Raw genomic sequence first — 22,554 nt, forward strand, 5'->3', positions numbered from 1 at the left:
CAGGAGAAATGCTCTAGCGTCGACGGGAAGGCAAAAGAACTATATAGAAAGAAAGGGAGGGAGGCTATCCATAATTTTGAATAGCCTCGCTCTATCAAGTACTTCAGAAGGTGAATCGTGCGGCAAATTGTAGCTGGCGCATCGAGGAATTGTTCTCCAGCGAGGTGATGACACCACCTGCAGAGCAATCAATGCACCGTGCATTTCCCGCTGTTGGGATATCCAATGCCGGATGATTGAAGACGTTGAAGGCTTGGAATTGGAACTGTCCTCTGACTCTTTCGGTAATAGGAATGTCCTTAATCAACGCAAGATCAGCGTAATAGTCCCGCGGACCGGTAAAGGAGTTGCGTCCGATATTGCCAATTGTGCCAAAAGCCGGACGGGCAAATGTCCCCGAAACTGCTCCATTCGCGGTAAGAGGTGCTACCGGCGAGAAGAAGCTTCTGGAATGTGTATTGGGATCTAGCGATCCGACGCTGGTTAAAGGATTGGAGTTGACCACCTTGTTTGGACGGCAGTCGCTACTGACTCCGGGGCTGCCAAATCCGCTATCGACGTCCTGGTCGGAGCCGCATTCGGCGTAGGTAGGCGTGAAGGGACGTCCACTTTCCCAGGTAGTTGCTCCTGTCAGACTGTATCCGCCGACCAGATAGTCCATCCACCGGCTTGCGTGGGAGAAGAGCATCTTGTCTCTGCCGAAGGGAAGCTGATAAAGCCCGCTGAGCACAAACACATGCGTGCGGTTTGTATCATTCCTTCCGTAACTCAGGCTCGGATAATTCGCAAAAACTGCGTCATTAGCGTAGTTCATCGCCTTTGACCAGGTGTAGTTGGCATTGAATTGCAGACCGTTTCCAAAGCGTTTGTCGAATTTTGTTTGCAGTGCATGGTAATTCGAGTTTGCAGCGGGAGCCGCCGAGGTCATTCCATTACTGCAGCAAACAACTGTTGCTCCGTTGTAGAAAGAGGAAAACTTGTTGTAGTAAGGCCGGCGAGCAGAAGTATTGGTAAGCTGCGCTGGAGATGCTGGCAATCTGGGTGCGTTCATGTCGTACCCATAGGTTTCTCCAGGATAGATGCGTTCCGCATGATTTCCTACGTACGCAATCTCAAACGTCGTCGTGTTGGAGAGTTGTTGTTGCAGGGTCAAATTCCACTGATCGACCAGAGGAAGCTGAATCCGTTCTGGGCGAAATTGCGGGCTGTAACTGTTTGAGAGCGGAATGATCCCGTTGGAAGGAACAAATGGAGCTGCGGGCTTGGCCGGCAGCGTGGTAAGTGTATAGGGAAATTGTCCAACGGCGCTGGTGGAACCTACGTCTTCGTTATTCAGAACTGGAAGATTGTGTGTAAGGACGCTTCCGAAAAGAGTACCGAAGAAGCCGACGTTATCGTAGACCTGCCCGATTGCGCCGCGGATTACTGTGTTCTGACGTACCTGGTAGGCAAATCCCAGACGTCCCGCCAGATTTGTGTAATCCATTCTTTCGTTGCCATTGGATCCAATGCCATTTACTCCAGCGACACGCACTCCACCGGAGGCCAGAGAGGCAAAACCACCTCTTCCATTTCCATTTACGGTTTCAGGGAAGATCAAATCCCAGCGGACACCATAGTTCACCGTGAGCTTTGGTGTCAGTCGCCAGGAATCCTGCGCGTACAACGCAAGACGCTTTTGTCTATTGGCAGCATTTTGCTGATAGACGTCATATCGCTGGAACTGTGAAACCTGTCCTAACAGGAGAGTAGCGAGTCCTAGTCCGCTGGAGGTTGTGTCTCCGGCTGAGGCATCGGGAGCGGTTGAACTGTTGCTGAAGGTCAATACTCCCGAGCGGTTATTGTCGCTTGCATTGCGAAGGTTGAGTGCGTAGCGGACGTCTCCGCCAAACTTGAAGGTGTGATTGCCAACGATCTTTGTCCAGTTGTTGGCGAGTTGAAAGACCTGTTCGCTCTCCAATAGAGGGCAATTGCAATTCTGGTTTCCGAAGTTGCTTATGCTGCCATCGGTGATGTTGAGTGTTGGAAGCCCCGAGCTGTCAGGAGCACTATTCAGGTTTGGAATGCCTGCAGCTGTGGCCGGTGCTGTTCCTGCCGAGAGTTTATTTTCCGATACGTGATAGCTAAGGAAGCCAAAACGAAGGTCGGTCAAGACTGTTGGACTAATTGCCCAGTCCATGCCTAGCGCAGCACTTTGATTCTGTACCTGCGAGGTTCCTGTTGTATTGGTGAGTCCAAAGCCTATACCTCCACCGGGGCCAAAGGCAGCTCCGCCTTGAAGCCGGAAGAGAGCATAGTCGTAACGGCCAAAGAGGTGAGTCTTGTCCGTTAGTTGATGATCCAGGCGAAGATCTGCCTGATCGCTGTCGCTTTTACCGTTACCTGAAACTTGGTAGTTGTTCTGGGTAAGCGGTCCCATTCGTATTCGGTGCAGGGAGCAGCTTGAGCAAGTTGATTGCCTGGGGTGACAGGGCAGTTGTCGGAATGCGCCCGTTGGCATAACGCGTATATGGTCCGCTACTGCCCGAACGGGCATAGATGGAACCGGTGCCGACATATTGACTCAGGTCGCATGTACCCGTTCCCAGAAGACAGGTATTCCGAACCTGCTGCGTCGGGACAGAGAGAAGCTGGCTCGTGCCAACTCGTTGTCGTGTTCCCTGGTAATCCATAAAGAAGAAGGTGCGATTCTTTATGATCGGACCACCAAGAGCTCCTCCAAACTGTCCAAAGAGTGAACTGGGAATAAAGCGATTTGTCACAGCATCTCGTGCCGACTGTGTAAAGGGGTTACGTGCCAATTGGGCATCGCTGTGGCGGTAAAAGAATGCATCGCCATGCAGATCGTTTGTACCGGATTTGGTTTGAGCGCTGATAATGCCGCCGACTGAGCCGCCAAATTCGGCGTCGTAGTTCGACGATGTGATCTTCATCTCGCCGATGGAGTCGAGTGTGGGATTGATGACAATGATGCCCAACACCGGCTCACGATTGTCGGTGCCGTCTAGCAACCAACCCTGTACGCCGTAACTGGAACCGTTGGTTGTGACCGATGTCGTTCCTTGTGGGTTCTCCGGTCCTTGAATGTTGAATGTGGAATGCTGCACTCCAGGAGTCAGCAGCGTAAATTGCGTAAAGTTTCGGTTCAGGTTTGGAAGGTTCTGGATAGAACGTTGATTCAGAACTTCGGCCACATCCGCACGGTCTACCTTCAGAGTCGGAGTGCTGGTCCCCAGGACCTGAATGGTTTGTGTAGAACCTGCCGGGGTTAATGCGACATCGACCTTTTGTGCCGTATCTGCATGCAGGTCTATGGACTTGGATTCTCCCGAGTTGAAAGAGGCTGCTTCTATAGTGACGTCGTAAAGATCGGGGATAAGATGATCTACACTCCAGTTGCCTGACTCATTGGATTGCGTCGTTTGTTGTGTGCCCTTGTTGACATTCTTTACCGTGATTTTTGCACTTGGGATTACCGCCCCTGAATTATCGGTGACTGTTCCGTAAATAGACCCATATACCGCTTGGGCTTTGAGTCGGTATCCTCCGCTGAGTAGAAAGACGACGGCTACTGCCATCAACGCCATTCTCAGCAAGGAAACTCGTCTGCCATTCAACATGAGACTGCCTCCAGGAAGTTTTCGCGGATCGTTTTTCTGCCATGCGAGAACCTCAATTGAGTTCACCTGCTTGTGCCTGTGATGTAGGCATACCAGATTGGTGGTGAACCGCCGTCAAGACTCCTCTTCCATTAGCACGGTTGACTACGGTGTTCACCGAGATTTGACCCGTGAAATGCCGTGTGAAAGAATCTTTAACGGATGGCTAGGTGTCTTCCAGTGCATAAGCAAGACCTTGATGTGATGGATGATCCGCGTAGACAGCTAGTTCAACGCATACTTGTCAGCCGTCACTTTCGCGCCTCTGCACGATTGAAGGAATTTCTGCTGTATGTGACCGATTGCGCGATCAGGGAAGCGCCGGAAGAGGCAACAGAGCAGCAGATAGGTATCCGCGTCTTTCGACGAGAGCCCGGATTTAATTCAAGCGAAGACAGCATTGTTCGTAGTCAGGCCCGGCTCCTTCGGCTCAAGCTAGCTGCGTATTTTTCCGAAGAGGGCATGGCCGAGGATCTCGTAATCGAGATTCCCAAAGGTCATTACCTGCCGGTCTTCCGCCATTCTTCTTCATCTGCTGCTTCGCGGGGCTCTGTAACGGAGGCCGCCCTGGACCCGGCCGCTGCAAACGAATTACCCGTAGAGATAGAAGTGCTGCATCGGGAGCCATTAAGAAAATATCCAATACTGGTCCTTGCCGGTCTTGGATGTCTGGTAGCTCTGGTTGCGATTGTTTTTCTCGGCGTGCGTCTTTCTCATCGAAATACCGCGGCAATCGGGAATGAGAGTTTTTGGAAGCCCTTTCTCACCGGCGATCCTCCTTTGGTGATTTACAGCAACGCGCTTTTCACCGGTGATTCGAAAAACGGTCTACGTTATGCCTCCAATATGGCTGAGCGAAGCTCCCAAACGGATGGGCCCATTGTCGACAACTACACCGGAACCGGTGAGGTGGTTGCGGTACATGAGTTGACTCAGCTCTTTGATGCCCATCATGCCGACTTTGTGCTGAAGCGGAGTTTGCTCGTTACCTGGGATGAGGCGCGTTGGAAGAATCTTATCTTTATAGGATCGACTGCCGAAAATCCCTCGTTGAAGGTTCTGCCTACAACTTCGGATTTCACCATGGTTGCAAGCCCGGATTCTGCCGGATTCGTAAATCATCATCCATTATCGGGAGAGCCAGCTCTATATTCCCGGCCTGAGCATCCGATGACAAAGGACTATGCGATCATCGCATTGCTACCCGCTGTCGAGCAGGGACGTCGGCTCTTGATCTTTAGTGGTCTCACGACGCTTGGGACGCAGGCGGCTGTGGAGTTTGCCTGCCATCCGGAATCTGCAGCTCTTATACAAGCAGCGGTTACAAACGGAAATACCGCCCGGCCGTTTGAAGCGTTGCTGGAAGTCACCCTCAGCGGTGGAGTCCCGCTGCAAACCAAGCTGATTTCTATTCGTGTCCATTAGCATTACAGAAGAACAACACCTAAGTCCGCACCTCCCTTTCTTTCGGTCCCCCATCTCCAGGGCTGCTTATAACAGCCTGCTGAGCTGCTAATTCGTCCCCGGCTTCGGCCCGTTTGTCCCTCCGTACATGACATTTTGGGCTTTTTCGTCCATGATGTTGCGCATGACGAGCGGCCTATCCAGTATGAACGCAAACAAGCCGGAGATTTCGGCTGATAGTGTCAGGCAGAACTTCTTCGCTGCAGGGATGGTTTGGGTTGTCGCCATCGCTTTGGGCAAGCTTATCTTGCACTGCATCTGGAATAACAGATATGGATATTTTCGCGATGAGTTTGACTATCTGGCGTGTGGACGTCACCTTGCCTGGGGTTATGTCGACCAGCCGCCTCTGATCCCGTTTCTAGCGCGTGTGAGCGAGTGGATACTCGGCGATTCGTTGCGCAGTATTCGATTTGTTCCTGCGCTGGCCATATCGTCTGCCGTTGTTCTGACAGGCATGATCGCTCGTCAACTAGGCGGTAGAAGTTTTGCTCTATTACTGAGTGCTGTCACCTTCTTGATTGCTCCCATGTATCTCTCCGATGGGAGCATGCTGACAACCAACTGCCTCGAACCGACTCTCTGGATGGGTTGCGTTTATTTTGCCATCCGGGCAATCAAAACCGGCAATTCGCGCGATTGGCTTTGGTTCGGCGTCATAGCCGGTATCGGATTGGAAGAGAAGTATTCAATCGCTTTCTTCTGTTTGGGACTTGTCCTCGGGTTAATGCTCACGAAGCAGCGGCGGGTCTTTCTGAACAAGTGGATCTGGATGGGTGGCTTGGCCGCCTTCCTTGTATTTCTACCAAATTTTCTCTGGAATGTTCGTAATCATTGGCCCTTTCTGGAGCTGATGCACAACATCAGGGCCAGTGGTAGAGATGTGCATCTTTCACCGTTGCAATATCTTTCCCAGCAGCTTCTGTTATTGCATCCCCTTGGATCATTGGTCTGGATCACCGGAGTTGTTGCACTGCTGTTTTCTCCGAGGTTTCGTCTTTATCGGTTTCTCGGTTGGAGTTACTTGATAACACTCACCATCTTTATCGTGATGAAGGGGAAAAATTACTATCTTGCACCGATCTACCCCATGCTGATTGCAGCTGGTGCGGTTGTGATCGAAGATGCTGTTGAACGATCAAGGCAACGATGGCTTCAGCCGGCAATTCTTGCGATCCTTTTGGTGGCGGGTGCATTGCTTGCTCCGATAGTGGTCCCCATACTCTCGATCAATCAGTTCATTGTGTATATGAATAAGCTCCCCATCCAGCTTCCGAGAAGCGAGCACAGTCACATGTCTGCAGTCCTGCCACAGCACTATGCAGATCAGTTTGGTTGGGAGGAGCTTGTTTCTGTTGTGGATCAAGCCTGGTTACGAATTCCTCCACAAGAGAGGAGCGATTGCGGCATCTTTGCACAGGATTACGGACAGGCCGGTGCTGTCGATTTCTTCGGACCACGGTATGGATTACCACCTGCACTCAGTGGGCATCAGACCTACTATTTATGGGGTCCGAGAGGTTATTCCGGAAACTGCATGATTGTGATTGGCGATAGGCAGAAACGTCTGGAGCAGCTGTTTTCTCAGGTGGAGTTTGTTGGAAGGTCGGAGAGCCCTTATGCATTGGAGAACAAGGTTCCTGTTTTCCTTTGTAAAGGTCCGAAGTTCGGATCGCTTGCGTCGATCTGGCCAAAGATTAAGTCTTGGGACTAGAGCTCGGGAGCTGGATCTTAAACAAATCATTTGACTTACGAAATCCAAAGAAAATCTATTGACGTATTTTACTGTGTGACATACAGTGTGTTTGACACGGTGTCCTATACACAGTATGACGGTTAGTGCAGATCTATTTGAAAACCTTCGATTGGAGCTAAGACGTGGATGTCTGGTTCTGGCAGTGCTCTCTCAGCTCAGAGTGGAGCACTACGGTTATACGCTGCGGAAGGACCTAGCCGACCACGGCTTGTCGATCGAAGAAAATACGCTTTATCCATTGCTTCGCAGGCTTGAGAGCCAAGGACTGCTGTTTAGCGAATGGCGCGAAGAAGACAAGCGAAATAAGCGCTTCTATCGGCTTTCGCCGGATGGAGAGAAGATCCTCAATCAACTGCTTGCAGAGTGGCAAAGCATCAATGGATCTTTGAGCCGGATTCTGCAGGAGGTGTAAACGATGAAACTTCTCGAACGTTATCTACAGGCCATTCGGAAGTATTTGCCCAAGCGGCAACAGGAAGACATCGTCAAAGAGCTTTCTGAAAATCTCCTCTCGCAGATGGAAGATCGAGAGACAGAGCTAGGGCGCCCTTTGGCTGAGGACGAGTTGGCAGCTCTATTGAAGCAACATGGTCATCCTTTGGTCGTTGCCGTCCGTTACCTGCCTCATCAGTCTTTGATTGGACCAGCTATTTTCCCGTTCTACCTGTTCACTCTCAAGCTGACTCTGGTCTTTGCCACAGCTGTCTATGTATTAGTCAATGTGGTTTCGTTAGTTGCCGGAAACCCGACTATGGCTGGTGCCATTCAAGTTATATTTGGGATTCCAAGAGTGCTATGGATGGCAGCGACGTGGGTGACGCTGACATTTGTTGCTGTCGAGATCGCAATTACCCAATACAACATCAAGATAAATTGTTTCGATAATTGGGATCCGCGTACTCTACCTCAGCTGGAGCCGAAGCCGCAGAGGGGTTGCCAGCGTCCAATTCAGGAGTTCATCCTGATGCTTATCCTTACGCTGTGGATGTTTCTGGTTCCTTTTCATTCATACCTGCTGTTAGGGCCGGGAGCACAATATTTGAAAGGTGGGCCGATACATCCGGCTGCAATCTGGCATACGCTTTATTGGCCGTTTATGTCTCTACTCTTTGCGCATCTGCTGGTGAAGGGTATCTACCTTTTCCCCTCCGCCGGGAGATGGCCGCGTGCTGTCACAGATATATTCTTCAGGCTGCTTGGCCTTGTTATTCTCTGCATCCTTGTTCAAGCTCCCGAATTTTTCACTATCGTGGGAACCTCCGGAGTCGATGCTGGCCATTTTCGAGAAGCTACAAGAAGCCTTAACGATGGAGTCCGAATCAGTCTCAAGATTGTAACAGTGATTGTCTCTCTTCACTTTTTCTGGGATGCAGGCAAGGTGTTGGTTGACTCTCTTCGAGGTAATACCAAGTTCTTAGCCATGAAAATGTAATTTAGTGCATGAATCAGGATTGGGCATCGAAAGAGAGACGGCCCGCCCCGACAATAAGCAGGAATAATAGTCCGAAGAGCATGCAGTAATCGGTTCGAGCTTCATGAGCCATAGCCCAAAATCCTTGCTTTGCCAGGAGTGGAATTTTCGTGAGCCAGATAGCGACTGAAATATCGATGAGCAGGGGGATTGCCGCCAATCTGGTGACGATGCCGAAAACCAGCATTGCGCCGAAGAGGATTTCTACCACGCCTACGAAGGGTGCCAGAGCTTGAGGATGAGGAATTCCGATCTTGGCGAAACGACCTACGCCAAGTGCCGCCGGAAAGAGAAACTTCTGAATGCCTTCTGAAAAGAAAACCCAGCCGACGACAATTCGGATAAGAATGACGGCGGATGGAGCCGAGGTCGTTCCCGCTTTCCTGAGAATGCCCATGACACTGCTCTCCGTACAGTTCGTTTCTGCCAGTCGGAATTAATATACCTTGGCAGAGTTATGCTGCGCAGGCTGAAGTGAGTACGTACCTCTTATAAGGCGCGTAAATAAACTTCGCGAAGTTCATCACTGGTCAGGACTACAGGGTTTGCCTTCATGCTGCTGGAGTTCATTGCTTTGTGTACAGCTTCTTCTGCGTCGGTTTCTTTCATCCCGAAGTGATGTAGCGGCGGAATCTCCAACTCTCGGATGAGCTTTTCGACAAAGATGACTCCATCTTTGGGTTCAGCTCCTTCTTTCCCAGTCAAGTGGCGGGCAACGACCCGGTAGCGGTCGAGGATCTTGTTTGCGGTCGGATCGGAGTTCTTGGTTAATTCCAAATGCGCAATATTGGCGGCCATGCCATAGGGGAGGAGCGCTGCACAGATAGCGCCATGAGGAGCATCGAACATTCCGCCCAACGGCCCGGCGAATCCGTGGACTACTCCCAGACCCGCATTCGCCAGCGCGAGTCCTCCAAACAGACTGGCTAAAGCCATCTCTGTACGGGATTCGATATCATCCCCGTCTTGAAAAGCAATGGGAAGAGCTAAAGCCGCCAGAGGGATCGCTTCGAGACACAGTGCGTCTGTAACAGAATTGGCACGTGAGGAGACGTAAGGCTCAATTAATTGCGTCAGCGCATCCATTCCACTCCATGCCGTTTGTTGAGGCGGCAACTCACGCGTCAGGTCGGGATCGACAATGGCAGCGACCGGCAGCATGGCTGTACTTCTGAGGCTGACCTTGACTTTGTGTTCGGGCGAGTAGAGTACGGAATTGCGTGTTACCTCGGAACCCGTTCCGGAGGTCGTTGGGATGGCAATCCAGGGAGCACTGGGGTTTTGGACTGGTTTTCCCTTTCCGATGACCTCAAGATACTCCATTACATCTTCGCTATTGCGCATCAGGGCTGCAATTGCCTTGCCAGCGTCGATGACGCTACCGCCGCCGATGGCAATTACTCCATCACACTGTGCGGAATTAGCCTTTTGCAGCCCTTCCCTTACCAAGGGGATGCTTGGTTCCGTAGGAACGGAGAATTGCACTGTCTCTATGTTTGCTGCGGTCAAAAGGTCGATGACGGATTGAAACCGAGTGGCGGATTTTGAGGTGACCACCAGGCAGCGACGAAGGCCGTGGCGACGGACAATTTGTGGAAGTTGCCCAATTTTTCCTTGTCCAAAGAGAATCTGTTGCGCCGTCGAGAATTCAAAAGGATGCATTGCCGCCTTCTCTCAAAAAAATAGGGAAATTCCATACTACCTATAAATTGAAGATGCTAGTACTGGAGGATTTTCTGCATAAAGTACATAAACAGTAGTTGTTTTGATCCCCAGTAGCTTTGACCAGACTTTTTCTATTTCGTACTACATTGAATAGAGAGTTTCATTTGTGAGGTTACATGGAATATAGGCAACTCGGAGGTTCGGGACTCCAAGTATCTGTTCTCAGCCTGGGAACTGCTACTTTTGGCGGTAGCAATGAGCTCTTTCGCGCTTGGGGGACAACGGATGTTCGTGAGGCGAGTCGTCTGATTGACGTGGCCTTCGATGCCGGGGTGAATCTATTCGACACAGCAGATGTCTATTCCGATGGCTTATCCGAAGAGATCTTGGGTGAGGCCATTGGACGCTATCGCGATAAAGTTTTGCTTGCGACAAAAGCAAGCTTTCGAACAGAGCCTGGTCCGAACGGGCAGGGAACATCGCGCCATCATCTTATTCGTGCCTGTGAAGCCAGCCTGCGCCGTCTTCAGACCGATTACATTGACCTTTATCAATTACATGCCTTTGACGCATTAACTCCAATTGAAGAAACATTACGTGCACTGGAAGAGCTTATCCGAGCAGGAAAGGTGCGTTATATCGGATGCTCGAATTTTTCCGGATGGCATTTGATGAAGTCTCTGGCAATTGCAGAGAAATATGGATTGCCTCGCTATTCATCTCACCAAGCTTATTACTCTTTGCTTGGGCGAGAGTATGAATGGGAATTGCTTCCTCTAGCTCTTGATCAGAATGTTGGAACCATTGTGTGGAGTCCGTTGGCAGGAGCGAGGCTTACGGGCAAGATTCGCCGCAATCAGCCTCTACCGGAAGGAAGCAGATCTAAGGCTGGTGTTCCCTATGAACCTCCCGTAGAGATGGAGCAGCTCTATAGTATCGTGGATGTCCTCGATCAAATCTCCACGGAAACGGGGAAGAGTATTCCGCAGATTGCTCTGAACTGGCTTCTGCAGAGACCGACTATCTCAAGCATTATCGTGGGTGCCCGCAATGAAGCACAGCTTCGGGATAACTTGGGTTCAACCGATTGGAAGCTGACAGAGGAGCAGATAAAACGTCTGGACGCAGTAAGCGCAAAAACTCCGATTTATCCTTACTGGCATCAGCGCGATACCTTTACGGAAAGAAATCCTCTTCCCGTAGGCTAGATCCACATCCCTAAGGATGTAGACCAAAGCTCAAGGTTTTAGCGGCTTTCTGTTAGAGAAAGCCGCGTTTCACCACCGCCGGATGTCCGGCCATCGCGTGAGCGTACACTACAATGATGCCTACGCAAAGCCCGACATTTTCTGAGTTGGTGCAGCTACAAATTGAGCGCCTGAGCCATAAAACATTGCCGATTATCGAAAGAGAGGTAATCGCCAAACGCAATGCATGGTGGGATGCTCAAGAGGCTGTTGAGAAAGAAACGAAATCTTTTCCAACCGTTCGTTATGCCTTCGAATCCCTCTTTTTTCGATATATGGGGTTGAAGCCGGAAGATCTGCCAATCCTCTCTGAAAATGAAAGCGAGATTCATTGGAGATCGGAGAATCCCTGTCCCACGCTGGAGGCGTGTAGCCGTCTCGGACTGGATACCAGGAAAGTCTGCCGGGGAGCGTATGAAAAATCCACCCAGGCATTCCTCTCTCGAATCGATCCGCAGCTTCGCTTTTTACGCAGCTACGAGGAGATTCGCCCCTTCGCTGCCCACTGCCGCGAAAGCATTATTCGTATTCCTTTCGAAGAGATGATGAGGATTGCCATCGAAGAGGCAAGGTACTCTCGTCGAGAGGGTAATAAGGGATATGGCGCCGTTGCCGTCTTGGGAAACAGAATCTTAGCTCGCGGGCACGATTTGGCTATTACGATGCGTGATCCTTCCCTCCACGCCGAGATGAATGTTCTTCGCGAAGCCGCCAAAGTTCTTGGAGATGGAAATCTGTCGGGCGTTGTTCTGTTTTCCAGCTGTGAGCCGTGTCCGATGTGCGCTTCCATGGCCGTTTGGGCCAATATTAGCGCTATCGTCTTTGGTGCCTCCATTGCGGAGACCGCGGCCATTGGGAAACAGCGGATTCAAGTCTCTGCCCAAGAGATTGTGAATCAGTCGCCTGCCTGCATCGAAGTCATTCCTGGCGTGCTTGGCCAGGAGTGCCTTGATCTGTATGTCGAGAGGTCTGCTCCCATTTCCTAGGAAACAAGGAGGGGCCTTTTAGAAAGTTCTGAAACTGCCGGATTTTAACGGATTTAGCGCCCCATTGAGCAATTCCTCCAGAGGGTAGATGGGGAACCCTACGAAGGGAGCTGCCCAAGTCGTACTATATATAGCATGCCAGCTTATCGGTCTCAGACCTCGACTCATGGACGGAATATGGCCGGTGCACGCAGCCTATGGCGCGCTACCGGCATGCAGGACGGCGATTTTGGGAAGCCCATCATTGCCGTGGCCAACTCTTTTACACAATTCGTGCCCGGGCACGTTCACCTGAAGGATCTAGGGCAGCTGGTTGCTGAAGAGATCGCCAAGGCAGGGGGAGTTGCCAAGGAATTCAACACCATCGCCGTTGACGACGGCATCGCCATGGGGCATGACGGCATGTTGTACAGTCTGCCCTCTCGGGAACTGATTGCCGATTCAGTCGAGTACATGGTCAATGCTCATTGTGCCGATGCGCTGGTGTGCATCTCGAATTGTGACAAGATTACCCCGGGAATGTTGATGGCCTCTTTGCGCTTGAACATTCCGGTGGTCTTCGTCTCCGGCGGCCCCATGGAGGCCGGCAAGATTCAGCAGGGAAATACCGTTAAGGCACTCGACCTGATCGACGCCATGATCGTTGCTGCCGATCCCAAGGTGAGCGACGCCGAGGTTGAGGAGTATGAGCGTTCTGCCTGTCCCACCTGCGGATCGTGTTCCGGCATGTTTACGGCAAATTCGATGAATTGCCTGACCGAGGCTTTGGGCCTGGCTCTTCCCGGTAATGGGACGGTAGTTGCTACACACTCCGATCGCAAAAAGCTCTTCCAGCAAGCTGGCCGTACTATCGTCGAGTTAGCCAAGCGCTATTACGAGAAGGACGATGCCACGGTCCTGCCGCGCAGTATTGCTTCTTTTGCTGCCTTTGAAAATGCGATGACGCTGGATATCGCCATGGGTGGTTCCACGAATACCGTCTTGCATCTTCTCGCTGCAGCCCAGGAGGCAGGTGTTCCATTCACCATGTCCGATATCGACCGCCTCTCCCGGAGGGTGCCGCATCTATGCAAAGTAGCTCCCTCGACTCCATACGTTCATGTTGAGGATGTTCATCGCGCAGGCGGTATTTTCGGCATTCTAGGAGAATTGGATCGTGCTGGTCTGATTCATCGCGATACCTATACTGTCCATTCTCCAACTATGGGGGATGCGATTGAAAAGCTGGATGTGAAGCGTGCGGCGTCTTCCGAAGTAAAAGAGTTTTATCGTGCCGCTCCCGGTGGAATCCGTACTACTGTTCCTTTCAGCCAAAGCGCTCGCTATCCGGAGTTGGATCTGAACCGGGAAAGCGGTGTGATTCGGAATCTTGATCATGCCTTTAGTAAAGATGGCGGGCTGGCTGTTCTCTATGGAAATATTGCCGAAGATGGATGCATCGTAAAAACAGCCGGAGTCGATCCTGCGCACCTGACCTTTACCGGGCCTGCACGCATCTTTGAAAGCCAGGATGCGGCTGTACAAGGAATTCTCGGAGACAAGATTGTTCCCGGCGATGTAGTTTTGATCCGCTACGAAGGTCCTAAGGGTGGTCCGGGAATGCAGGAGATGCTCTATCCGACCAGTTATCTTAAGTCCAAAGGGTTGGGCAAAGTCTGTGCCTTGATTACGGACGGACGCTTCTCTGGCGGTAGTTCGGGATTATCGATCGGACACATTTCGCCGGAAGCTGCGGAAGGCGGGTCTCTGGCTTTAGTACAGGAAGGCGATCGGATCGAGATCGATATTCCCAACCGTACGATTCGTGTTTGCCTCTCCGAGGCAGAACTTACTAAGAGACGCGAAGCGATGGTTGCTAAGGGTGCCGGGGCTTGGAAGCCTGGACCGCGTGAGCGTAAGGTATCCAGTGCGCTACGTGTCTATGCCGCATTGGCAACAAGTGCATCGCGCGGAGGCGTTCGCGACGTTAGTCAAATCGAACGATAAGTCGATATCGTTTATGAACGACGGCCCTGAGAATAATTTTTCAGGGCCGCTTTCATTGTTTAAAATTCTCTCATTGGAATCGTGGCAGTTACATATTCTCCCGATTCGAAACTGCTCCAGGCTCTCTTCCCGTGATGGGAAGAGAGGACTTTCACTTAGCTGTCTCTTGTAACACCGCCTATTTCTCCTCTCGTCAGGACTCAACAGTTGGGCATTTCTGATGCAGCGATAATTCAGATTGCCAGTGACAAATTCCAGTTCTATGGAGCGAGAATGAGCAGCATCTTCGGTGTTACCCAAAGCAGCAGCATTCCGTATGATTACAGCTACTCCACGACAAGTTCGACTACCAGCTCAACGAGTACAGCTACGACCACAAACAGTGCGGATACCTTCGACAGTTGGTTGACAAGTCTGGAGTCGGCCATTCAGTCGGGTAATCTTAATGCCGCAGAACAGTATCTTTCAAAAATCGAAACGAACAATTCGAAGGGCGAGAACGGCAACGATCCTATTGGGCAGTTTCTAACCAGTGTAGAGAGCGCCGTTTCAAGTGGAAGCCTGACAGCCGCACAGTCAGCTCTGACAACTTTTCAGTCATATGCTGCTCCGGAATCGACAACCACCAATTCGACCTCGAATAGCTTTGACACTCTTATGTCGAATCTTGAGTCGGCAATCGAATCCGGCGATATGACATCGGCCGAAAAATATGTTTCACAGATCGAGAAGAACAGTCCGAAGAATTCCACTGGCGATGATCCAGTCGGACAGTTTCTCTCAAGTATAGAAGCGGCTGTTTCGAGCGGAAGTCTGACAGCAGCGCAATCGGCTCTGACGACGTTTGAATCCTATACGGCGCCGAGCCTGAAAACTACAAAGACCGAGTACGTATAGATAAGTGCTCCAGATTCGGAGCACTTATTATCACAACCGCCTGGCTACAAGAATAAGCGCGGTTTTTTCTCGATGCAGAAAAGCCGCGCCATTCTTCGTTATTTGTCACTCTTGAGCTCTTTCTTCTTGTGCTTATGAAATAACCTGTATTGATTTACCTGCAAGAATTCTGTTACCCTCGTTAGCTTTATAGCTAAAGATCATACGGATTCGAGGGCTATGAGCACTGCAACGCAAGAATATGCATTCGGGAAGTCCGTCCAGGAGTATAACCGGCTTGAGCGTCAGGGCAAATTTTACCGACCGATGACGCAAAGACTCTTTGAAGATGCTGGAATTACGCGAGGAATGCGTGTCCTCGATGTCGGTTCCGGTGCCGGAGATGTTTGTCTTCTTCTCTCGGAGATTGTTGGACTCTCGGGTCATGTAGTTGGTGTCGAGGCGGATGCGGGAGCTGTTGCCCATGCTCGCAGACGTGTCTGGAATACAGGTGCAAACAATATTTCGTTTGTATCTTCCGATCTCTCCCAATACGAGCCGGAAGGAGCCTTCGACGCAATCGTCGGCAGACTCATCCTGATGTATCAGCCTGATCCCTCTGCAGTATTGGCACGCTTGTGCAAACATCTTCGTCCCGGTGGAATTGTTGCATTTATGGAGCCATGGATGGTTCCACCAGCAGGGCCGGATAATCCGATGAAGACGATTCTTACCTGCATGACAGAAACACTTCGGCGCTCAGGTGCCCATGTCGATCTGGGACCCAAACTTCATCGTGTGTTTATGGATGCAGGTTTACCACAGCCTCAAATGAGATTCGAAGCTGTGGTCGATGGTTCTGAGAATTCGGAGTTGTATCAGGTGTCTGCCGAGTCTTATGCCAATCTGCTTCCCAGAGCTATTGCCTATAATGTCCCAATTGCTGAAGGCCTAGATATCGAAAGTGTTCCGGATGCATTTCAAAGTGCGATGAAGGCGGCCGGCTATGCCGCCATCATGTTGCCCACAATGATGGCTTGGGCTAAAGCCAATTAGAGCAAAATCAGCGTAGGTGTATCCCGAACCACAACTCCCTACGCAGGTTTTCCGTCGAGAAAACCTGCCCATCGCCGAATTTGGATAGGACATAGTAACGCTGGTTTTGCTTTAGAGCATTGCCCGCAAAGATGTAGACCAAGACGAGGAGCAGCTTTCCGCCAAAGAAAGCCGCTCCTCGTTGTTCTTGGCAAGTCTTTACCTATGCGGGAAATGTTCTAGAGCCTTATCCATTTACAAGCCACTGAAACTGTTCCTTTGTAAGAGGAACCACGGAAAGCCGAAATTGCCTGAAGAGCAGAGAGTCTTTAAAGCTAGCTTCTTCGCGCATTTCAGCCAATGACTTCGCGCGTTTTAGCTTTTTGTGCGACTTGATTTTGACGATTGGATTCTTAGGGTCAGTGGCATCTACTGAAACCACCTTGGCGATGCCAACTGCTTCCTTTCCTGTAACCGAGTGGTAGATGACTAGATCTTCGCCGGGCTTCATCTTTGCCATAGACTGGAGAGCCTGCGGGTTTTTGATCCCATCCCAGATAGTTTCGCCGTCTCGCTCGAGATCGTCATAAGAATACTTATCCGGTTCACTCTTTAACAAATAGGGCATGAGCCTCCTCCTCACATCGTTTATGACCTGTCGTTATTGCAGGCCGGGGAAAACGATGCAATATGCCTCTTATAGCACTTTTTACCAGGAGGACGGGCATCTGTAGAGCGGGAACAATTTCCAGGAGGAGCAAGAATCGCTCACAATTTGGGCTGACTTGGTCTCTTCTATTGCCGGTCCTCTAGTCATTGATGTTAGGTGACCAGTGGGCCGCAGCAGGAGGACTTTCATTTGGACATACTGTGCGTCTCCTTGCCCAGATAATAGCCGACGCCTGCCATCATAAAACCGGTTGCCATCAAGACTCTGCGGACAGGTTCCGAGAACATTAGCCTTGCTATCTTCCATAGGCTCGGCTTCGGTGTCAGGCTCCGCAGATATCTATCAGTAAGCTCAGGTGGAATCGACTTTTGAAGGGCATCGAGTAGTTCGGGATCGATCTTGCCCATAATCTTTACCAGGATGACCAAATTCCGCATGGCGCGAATACTTTCCGGTTGAGCTGCGGCGTTCGATAGATTCGCAATGATGTCCCCTCCCGCTCCGACACCTCCGCATAGGGTATTCAGTACGTTTCTTTTGTGGAGAACTTCGATCAGTTCCAGAAGCTCAAGTATTGCACTGGCATGCTCAACCGGAGCTTCGGCCAAACGCGTCTGTAGCTCCGCTTTGTGATTGCGTGTCGGGATGTCGAGTTGAATCGGTTTTGCCATCTTCCCTGATCTCCTGATGATTTTTGCTACGCGATTCGTTTGGGTTTCGACGTCTTCTCAATTTGAACCAGATTTATTCCCGGCATCCGATAATCGGGTTGCGACCACTTCCGCTCAACCTCTACGCCATTCTGGGGAATGCCCTTATGGAAACGATGATTCGTGTATGGCAGCGGCGGGCGCCCTGTCTCTGGTAACGGCTCTATCTGGACAGGTGTCTCTTTGTACGCCGGAGTGTGTACTACTGTGTCGACGTTGTTGCTGGTGAGCGTATTGATCGGCTGCTGCTGAGAATTGAGCGGAGCATAAACGATGTTTCCGCTTACCCGATCGGTCACCTGTATCCGCAAGACAATCTCACCGTCCCGGGACTTGACTTTCACGTACCTTCCGCTTTCCAGACCCCGTTCCGCAGCTAGTTCCGGAGATACTTCGAGAAAGGTATCTGGAGCTTTCATCACAATCCCCGGCACTCGGTAGGTCATATTGCCTGCTTCAAAGTGCTCGAGCATTCGCCCGTTGTTCAGGTGTAGATCGTATTCCGAATCTTCCTGTTGAGCAGGCATATTCCATTCGATCGGATGGAATTTTGCTTTGCCATCCGGAAAAGGGAACTTGTCGACATAGAGGAGTGGTGAGTCCGTCCCATCGGCCTGAACTGGCCACTGCAGGCTGTTGTAGCCTGCAAGGCGCGCATATGTCACGCCTGCAAAAAGCGGTGCTATTCCGGCACACTCATCCATAACGTCCGAAGGGGAGTTGTAACTCCAATCTGCACCTAGTTTGTTTGCAATGTCCTGAATGATCATCCAATCGGGGCGGGTGCCCGGCAGCGGCTTCATCGCCTCATAGAGCCGTTGTATGCGCCGTTCGGTATTAACATATGTGCCTTCTTTTTCGAAACTTGGTACGCCCGGCAGCACGACATCGGCATATTGACAGGTCATAGTAAAGAAGATCTCCTGCACCACAAAAAGTTCCAGCCTTTCGAAGCCTGCCGCCACATAATGCTTATTCGACTCCGAGCTGATCATGTCTTCGCCGATCAGATAGAGCGCCTTTACCTTTCCCTCGTGCATGCCGTCTACCATCAGGTGATTGTCCATGCCGTCACGGTCCGGCAGTTGCACTCCCCAAGCCCGTTCCCAATGCCGCCGGATCTCCGGATCGCTGACGTCCATGTAGCCTGGCAGCTTGTCGGGCATCGAACCGAAGTCACTGCAACCCTGGACATTATTGTGCCCACGCAAGGGATACCCTCCTGTCCCGGGCCTGCCATAATTTCCTGTTAGTAGTAACAGATTCGAAAGTGCCGTCGAGGTATCGGAGCCATGTTTGTGCTGCGTGATCCCCATCGCCCACAGGATGCATACACTCTTGGCATGAGCAATCTCCTCGGCTACGGTCTTCAATGTTGTTTGGGGAATGCCGGTCTTCTCTTCAGCAAATTCCATCGTGAAAGGCTGTAAACTTTCGGCATATTGATCGAAGTTGTTAACGCGAGCCGAGATGAATTCTGAGTTGTGCCAGCCGTTATCGAGAATGTATTTGGCAATGGCATTGATCCAGACAAGGTCTGTACTGGGTCGTGGACGCAACCAGATATCGGCACGTTCGGCCATCTCGTTCTTTCTGAGGTCTGAAACAAACAGCCGCTGTCCGCGTAGCTTATGTGCGCGCTTCACACGTGTTGCCAGCACTGGATGATTCTCTGCTGTATTGGAGCCGACAATAAGCACCAGGCTGGCCCGCTCGATATCGGAGATAGAACCCGAATCTCCGCCGTAACCGACAGTTCGCGTCAGCCCCTTGGTTGCAGGCGACTGGCAATAGCGTGAGCAGTTATCTACGTTGTTGGTTCCAATAACTGCACGGGCCAGCTTTTGCATCAGATAGCTTTCCTCATTCGTGCACTTTGAGGAGGCGATGCATTCGATAGCATCCGGTCCATGCTTTGCTTTGATCTCCTTCAGCTTGTCAGTAATGAAGGTCAACGCCTCATCCCAGCTGCACTCGCGGAAGTGGTCTCCATCGCGGATTAGCGGAGTTGTCAGCCGGTCATTACTGTTGACGAAGTTGAAGCCAAACTTTCCCTTTACGCAGGTGGAAATGCCGTTGGCCGGCCCATCTCCGGGTTCTATCTTGAGAATCCTGCGGTCGCGATGCCACACGTCAAAGGCGCAACCGACACCGCAGTAGGTGCAGACAGTCTTGGTCTTCTCAATACGGGCAGCCCGCATCTCAGCTTCGACTGCGGAGAGCTTCAGAATTGCGCCGTATCCCACGTCGGGCTCGATTCCCTTAACTACGGTGATTAAGTCATCGAGTGTCTGACGCTGCAGGCCGGTAAAGTATCCAGCTTCGCCTACCATCGACTTCTCCATCAATGCATTGCAGGGGCAGACCGTGATGCAATGACCACAAGAGACGCAGCTGGATTCGTCAATCCTGGAGCCACCATCCCAAAGGACTCGTGGATGCTTGTCTTCCCAGTGGATAGAAAGCGTCTCATTTACCTGTACATTTTGGCAGGCTTCGACGCAACGGCCGCACAGAATGCATTGGTCGGGATCGTAGCGGTAGAAGGGGTTTGTCTCATCCTTCTCGTAGGGCTTGTGTTTGAAAGGAATTGTCTGATGCTCGACCTTCAACAGCGCCGTAGTATTGTGAACGGTACAGTTCTGATTATTGTTGTCGCAAACTGTGCAGTAGAGTAGATGATTGCCAAGAATACGATCGAAGGCCTCGTGTTGAGCCGCCCGGGCGCGACGGTTTTCCGTCACGACAATCATATGGGGCCGGATGCGTGTACCGCAGGCGCGGACCAGTTCTCCATTTACTTCGACGATGCAGGTGTCACAGGTTTGAATAGGACCTAGCTGGGGATGGTAGCAGACCTGAGCTAATTCCTTGCCGGTCTCGCGGTTGATCATGTCGATCAAAGGTTCGCCCTGCAGCCCTTGATAGCTACGGCCATCCACAATCACTTCAACCTTTGGCGGGATGGGATCTTCGATACCACGTTCGACATTCAGGAAATGAGGGATAACGGCGTTTCCCAGACTCATAATCTGCTGTGATGCGAACCGACACAAGCGGTGTAGCTGAAGATTCTTTAGTTTTTACTGATCACGGAGAAGATTGCGCGATTCGGTTCTGAGAGCATTTCCCTCACAGGCCTAGACCTGTCGGCGATAGTTGCGTATGCATCTGCGGCTGGGGCCACATATTTACGGAATTATCTAAGCTGCGTCTTTCTCGACCTCGACCGAAAAGCCAAGTTCTCGCAGTTGTCTTGCCGTGGCGTTGAAAGAACGTTCTGGAGTCTCCGCCGCAGCTGGGCTCATCCCTACTTCGATGATCTTCTTCTTGAAGGCATCCCGGCTGGTAAAGCGCGAAGTTTCACTCTGTATGTGAAATAGAAGACTTGTCTGTTGGGGCAAGGTAGTGCAGGTTACCTCTATACCTTCGTCTCTATTCGAAAAAGAGAAGCAGATTGCTGCGGGTTTATCTTCCGGCTTCGTTTGTAACGGCATTTGTCTCTCCACGAGCATAGATGCGAAGCGGTACACGTCCAGTTGCGTTGTTTGGATTGTGGGAAGAGAGGGAAAATTCGTCAGACTACTTCTGTACAGCATGAATGGAAGACACAGCGTTATCCAATGTAGAAGCTCAGAAGCCTCCCGGAGGAGGCTTCTGAAGGCATGGAACTGTATCTATTGCAAAAATGCCATTTACTGAAGGGCTATCATGCTGATTGTGCATGAGGCGCATTTGCCGCGATAGAAGTCCTTAAGTCCATTCTGGGCTTCCGATTTGGCGCTGGTTGCTTCACGATGAAGTCCGTTGGCGTCCAGGGCATACGAATATGCGAGCTTAGCGGCAAAGAATTTCGGGTCTTGATGACCGACTGTATGATCGAGGATCGATAGCCCGGAACGAATCTCGTCAAGCGCCTTTGCTTTTTCTGTGGTGTCGGCAAGAGTTCGTCCTACGAGTACATGTCCCCAGCCTACAAGTGCATGATTCTCGCCATGCGTGTGCTTCCAGAGTTCCAGGGATTGCCGGTAGTCCGAAATCGCAAGCTCAGTGTCGTGGTGCAGAACGGCGAGCCAACCTTGAATGGCAAAGATTGCAGCGCGATCATCATCGTCGAGATCGGTGGCGAGCTTGCTTTCCTTAACTGCCTGCTCCAGATACTTTTTCCCTTCACCAATCTGGTTTTGGCTGATAGCCAGTCCTGCGATATTGCTGGAGACGCGGGCGATTACGCCATGAGCACCGGTTTGCTTGAAAATGTTGAGAGAGCGGAGCTCTAGACGAGATGCAACCTGTAACTGTCCGAGACTTTGATACAGATCTGCCATGCTATGCAGAACGGCAGCATAATCTTCCTTGTATTCCGGTTCATTCTCGAAGAGGTGGATCGACTGCTCAAAAGCATTCTGTGCTTCTCTTAACCGGTCCTGTTGCATGTATGCCAGACCAAGTAAGTGCCATGTCCTTCCCAGTGTGATTCCACTCAGAGAGTTGGAATTTACTAGCTTGCGCGCAACGTCGGCCGCGTCGGCATATTTGCCCTGTTGTTCTAGAGTGAAGACCTGGTTAACCTGCTTGTTCAAACTCACCTGAGCTGGAGATGCCGAACAAGCAAAGACCATTAGGAAGAGTATTGTGCAGGCATTTCTCATACCTCTAGCATCGGCTAAATCTGTTTGAGAAGTGCATGGAATTTCCGTGAACGCCTACAACTTCTGTGCTAATGGTTTTTCTAACTGGGCGAAAAATACCATAATGAGAAATATGCCGATGATTGCTGGATGATCAGCACCTTGAAGCCTCTGAGATGAATGGCCATTCATCTGAGTTTTTAAATGTAGATTTACATAGGCATTCGAAAATGTCTCAGTTACTGTGCCGTGAAATTACAACTTAAGTCACCACGCGGTTTTGCCTGTCGAGGGATTTTCGGTCGCTCATATCGTTTGTCACTTCGGCATGTTTAGAGAGCTTTCCGCATAGGTATGGCTCTGACGAAGGACAGGGGCGCAGCTCACTCTGGCGAAAG

18 protein-coding genes are annotated in these 22,554 nt (G+C 51.0%); 9 read left to right on the forward strand and 9 right to left on the reverse strand.

Annotated features, from left to right (window positions below):
- Window positions 1-103: 103 nt before the first annotated feature.
- Both AC6I7T_RS24725 and AC6I7T_RS24730 read right to left on the reverse strand, forming a co-directional pair.
- Window positions 104-2,419, reverse strand: a complete 2,316-nt coding sequence (locus tag AC6I7T_RS24725; protein ID WP_497790433.1) for an outer membrane beta-barrel protein — start codon at window positions 2,417-2,419, stop codon at window positions 104-106.
- A complete protein-coding gene (locus AC6I7T_RS24730) occupies window positions 2,379-3,620 on the reverse strand; it encodes a carboxypeptidase-like regulatory domain-containing protein (RefSeq protein ID WP_497790434.1) in 1,242 nt (413 codons plus the stop codon). Before AC6I7T_RS24730 ends, AC6I7T_RS24725 begins: the two co-directional genes overlap by 41 nt.
- 219 nt (window positions 3,621-3,839) lie before the next feature.
- Here AC6I7T_RS24730 and AC6I7T_RS24735 point away from each other — a divergent pair, with 219 nt between their 5' ends.
- From AC6I7T_RS24735 to AC6I7T_RS24750, 4 genes are all read left to right on the forward strand, one after another.
- Entirely contained in the window at window positions 3,840-5,084 is a 1,245-nt protein-coding gene (locus AC6I7T_RS24735) for a hypothetical protein (protein WP_497790435.1), read from the forward strand.
- 184 nt (window positions 5,085-5,268) lie between these two features.
- Window positions 5,269-6,837 (forward strand): ArnT family glycosyltransferase, encoded by a 1,569-nt coding sequence (locus AC6I7T_RS24740; protein ID WP_497790436.1) that lies wholly within the window; start codon window positions 5,269-5,271, stop codon window positions 6,835-6,837.
- Window positions 6,838-6,952: 115 nt separating this feature from the next.
- On the forward strand, window positions 6,953-7,291 hold the full coding sequence (locus AC6I7T_RS24745; RefSeq protein ID WP_497790437.1) for a PadR family transcriptional regulator: 339 nt from the start codon (window positions 6,953-6,955) through the stop codon (window positions 7,289-7,291).
- Between the two features lie 3 nt (window positions 7,292-7,294).
- On the forward strand, window positions 7,295-8,311 hold the full coding sequence (locus AC6I7T_RS24750; protein WP_497790438.1) for a hypothetical protein: 1,017 nt from the start codon (window positions 7,295-7,297) through the stop codon (window positions 8,309-8,311).
- A gap of 13 nt (window positions 8,312-8,324) precedes the next feature.
- Here the strand turns inward: AC6I7T_RS24750 and AC6I7T_RS24755 are convergent, their stop codons facing one another.
- Both AC6I7T_RS24755 and AC6I7T_RS24760 read right to left on the reverse strand, forming a co-directional pair.
- Window positions 8,325-8,747: a DoxX family protein gene (locus tag AC6I7T_RS24755; RefSeq protein WP_497790439.1), complete on the reverse strand. Its 423-nt coding sequence runs from the start codon at window positions 8,745-8,747 to the stop codon at window positions 8,325-8,327.
- 92 nt (window positions 8,748-8,839) lie between these two features.
- Window positions 8,840-10,012, reverse strand: coding sequence for an iron-containing alcohol dehydrogenase (locus AC6I7T_RS24760; protein ID WP_497790440.1), 1,173 nt, complete (start codon window positions 10,010-10,012; stop codon window positions 8,840-8,842).
- A 179-nt stretch (window positions 10,013-10,191) separates the two neighbouring features.
- Here AC6I7T_RS24760 and AC6I7T_RS24765 point away from each other — a divergent pair, with 179 nt between their 5' ends.
- The 5 genes from AC6I7T_RS24765 to AC6I7T_RS24785 all read left to right on the forward strand — a co-directional run bounded on the left by AC6I7T_RS24765 (window position 10,192) and on the right by AC6I7T_RS24785 (window position 16,166).
- On the forward strand, window positions 10,192-11,223 hold the full coding sequence (locus AC6I7T_RS24765; RefSeq protein WP_497790441.1) for an aldo/keto reductase: 1,032 nt from the start codon (window positions 10,192-10,194) through the stop codon (window positions 11,221-11,223).
- A gap of 113 nt (window positions 11,224-11,336) precedes the next feature.
- The gene (locus AC6I7T_RS24770) at window positions 11,337-12,248 is read left to right on the forward strand and encodes a nucleoside deaminase (RefSeq protein ID WP_497790442.1); all 912 of its coding nucleotides are present in this window, start codon (window positions 11,337-11,339) and stop codon (window positions 12,246-12,248) included.
- Between the two features lie 135 nt (window positions 12,249-12,383).
- A complete protein-coding gene (gene ilvD, locus AC6I7T_RS24775) occupies window positions 12,384-14,234 on the forward strand; it encodes a dihydroxy-acid dehydratase (RefSeq protein WP_497790443.1) in 1,851 nt (616 codons plus the stop codon).
- A 273-nt stretch (window positions 14,235-14,507) separates the two neighbouring features.
- On the forward strand, window positions 14,508-15,131 hold the full coding sequence (locus AC6I7T_RS24780; protein WP_497790444.1) for a hypothetical protein: 624 nt from the start codon (window positions 14,508-14,510) through the stop codon (window positions 15,129-15,131).
- A gap of 219 nt (window positions 15,132-15,350) precedes the next feature.
- A complete protein-coding gene (locus tag AC6I7T_RS24785; protein ID WP_497790445.1) occupies window positions 15,351-16,166 on the forward strand; it encodes a class I SAM-dependent methyltransferase in 816 nt (271 codons plus the stop codon).
- Window positions 16,167-16,392: 226 nt separating this feature from the next.
- Here AC6I7T_RS24785 and AC6I7T_RS24790 read toward each other — a convergent pair whose 3' ends face one another.
- The 5 genes from AC6I7T_RS24790 to AC6I7T_RS24810 form a co-directional block, all read right to left on the reverse strand.
- The gene (locus AC6I7T_RS24790; RefSeq protein ID WP_497790446.1) at window positions 16,393-16,773 is read right to left on the reverse strand and encodes an EVE domain-containing protein; all 381 of its coding nucleotides are present in this window, start codon (window positions 16,771-16,773) and stop codon (window positions 16,393-16,395) included.
- Between the two features lie 227 nt (window positions 16,774-17,000).
- On the reverse strand, window positions 17,001-17,486 hold the full coding sequence (locus tag AC6I7T_RS24795) for a helical membrane plugin domain-containing protein (RefSeq protein WP_497790447.1): 486 nt from the start codon (window positions 17,484-17,486) through the stop codon (window positions 17,001-17,003).
- Between the two features lie 26 nt (window positions 17,487-17,512).
- The gene (gene fdhF / locus AC6I7T_RS24800) at window positions 17,513-20,554 is read right to left on the reverse strand and encodes a formate dehydrogenase subunit alpha (RefSeq protein WP_497790448.1); all 3,042 of its coding nucleotides are present in this window, start codon (window positions 20,552-20,554) and stop codon (window positions 17,513-17,515) included.
- A 174-nt stretch (window positions 20,555-20,728) separates the two neighbouring features.
- Window positions 20,729-21,022, reverse strand: a complete 294-nt coding sequence (locus AC6I7T_RS24805) for a hypothetical protein (RefSeq protein WP_497790449.1) — start codon at window positions 21,020-21,022, stop codon at window positions 20,729-20,731.
- 198 nt (window positions 21,023-21,220) lie between these two features.
- On the reverse strand, window positions 21,221-22,177 hold the full coding sequence (locus tag AC6I7T_RS24810) for a tetratricopeptide repeat protein (protein WP_497790450.1): 957 nt from the start codon (window positions 22,175-22,177) through the stop codon (window positions 21,221-21,223).
- Window positions 22,178-22,554: the final 377 nt, after the last annotated feature.

This window comes from Humiphilus diazotrophicus, from assembly GCF_059726315.1.

Excerpts from the sequence above, each read along its gene's own strand:
- AC6I7T_RS24725 (WP_497790433.1), bottom strand. The coding sequence starts at position 2,419 with ATGGGACCGCTTACCCAGAACAACTACCAAGTTTCAGGTAACGGTAAA.
- AC6I7T_RS24730 (WP_497790434.1), bottom strand. The coding sequence starts at position 3,620 with ATGTTGAATGGCAGACGAGTTTCCTTGCTGAGAATGGCGTTGATGGCA.
- AC6I7T_RS24740 (WP_497790436.1), top strand. The coding sequence starts at position 5,269 with ATGAACGCAAACAAGCCGGAGATTTCGGCTGATAGTGTCAGGCAGAAC.
- AC6I7T_RS24745 (WP_497790437.1), top strand. The coding sequence starts at position 6,953 with ATGACGGTTAGTGCAGATCTATTTGAAAACCTTCGATTGGAGCTAAGA.
- AC6I7T_RS24750 (WP_497790438.1), top strand. The coding sequence starts at position 7,295 with ATGAAACTTCTCGAACGTTATCTACAGGCCATTCGGAAGTATTTGCCC.
- AC6I7T_RS24755 (WP_497790439.1), bottom strand. The coding sequence starts at position 8,747 with ATGGGCATTCTCAGGAAAGCGGGAACGACCTCGGCTCCATCCGCCGTC.
- AC6I7T_RS24760 (WP_497790440.1), bottom strand. The coding sequence starts at position 10,012 with ATGCATCCTTTTGAATTCTCGACGGCGCAACAGATTCTCTTTGGACAA.
- AC6I7T_RS24765 (WP_497790441.1), top strand. The coding sequence starts at position 10,192 with ATGGAATATAGGCAACTCGGAGGTTCGGGACTCCAAGTATCTGTTCTC.
- AC6I7T_RS24770 (WP_497790442.1), top strand. The coding sequence starts at position 11,337 with ATGATGCCTACGCAAAGCCCGACATTTTCTGAGTTGGTGCAGCTACAA.
- ilvD (WP_497790443.1), top strand. The coding sequence starts at position 12,384 with ATGCCAGCTTATCGGTCTCAGACCTCGACTCATGGACGGAATATGGCC.
- AC6I7T_RS24780 (WP_497790444.1), top strand. The coding sequence starts at position 14,508 with ATGAGCAGCATCTTCGGTGTTACCCAAAGCAGCAGCATTCCGTATGAT.
- AC6I7T_RS24785 (WP_497790445.1), top strand. The coding sequence starts at position 15,351 with ATGAGCACTGCAACGCAAGAATATGCATTCGGGAAGTCCGTCCAGGAG.
- AC6I7T_RS24790 (WP_497790446.1), bottom strand. The coding sequence starts at position 16,773 with ATGCCCTATTTGTTAAAGAGTGAACCGGATAAGTATTCTTATGACGAT.
- AC6I7T_RS24795 (WP_497790447.1), bottom strand. The coding sequence starts at position 17,486 with ATGGCAAAACCGATTCAACTCGACATCCCGACACGCAATCACAAAGCG.
- fdhF (WP_497790448.1), bottom strand. The coding sequence starts at position 20,554 with ATGAGTCTGGGAAACGCCGTTATCCCTCATTTCCTGAATGTCGAACGT.
- AC6I7T_RS24805 (WP_497790449.1), bottom strand. The coding sequence starts at position 21,022 with ATGCCGTTACAAACGAAGCCGGAAGATAAACCCGCAGCAATCTGCTTC.
- AC6I7T_RS24810 (WP_497790450.1), bottom strand. The coding sequence starts at position 22,177 with ATGAGAAATGCCTGCACAATACTCTTCCTAATGGTCTTTGCTTGTTCG.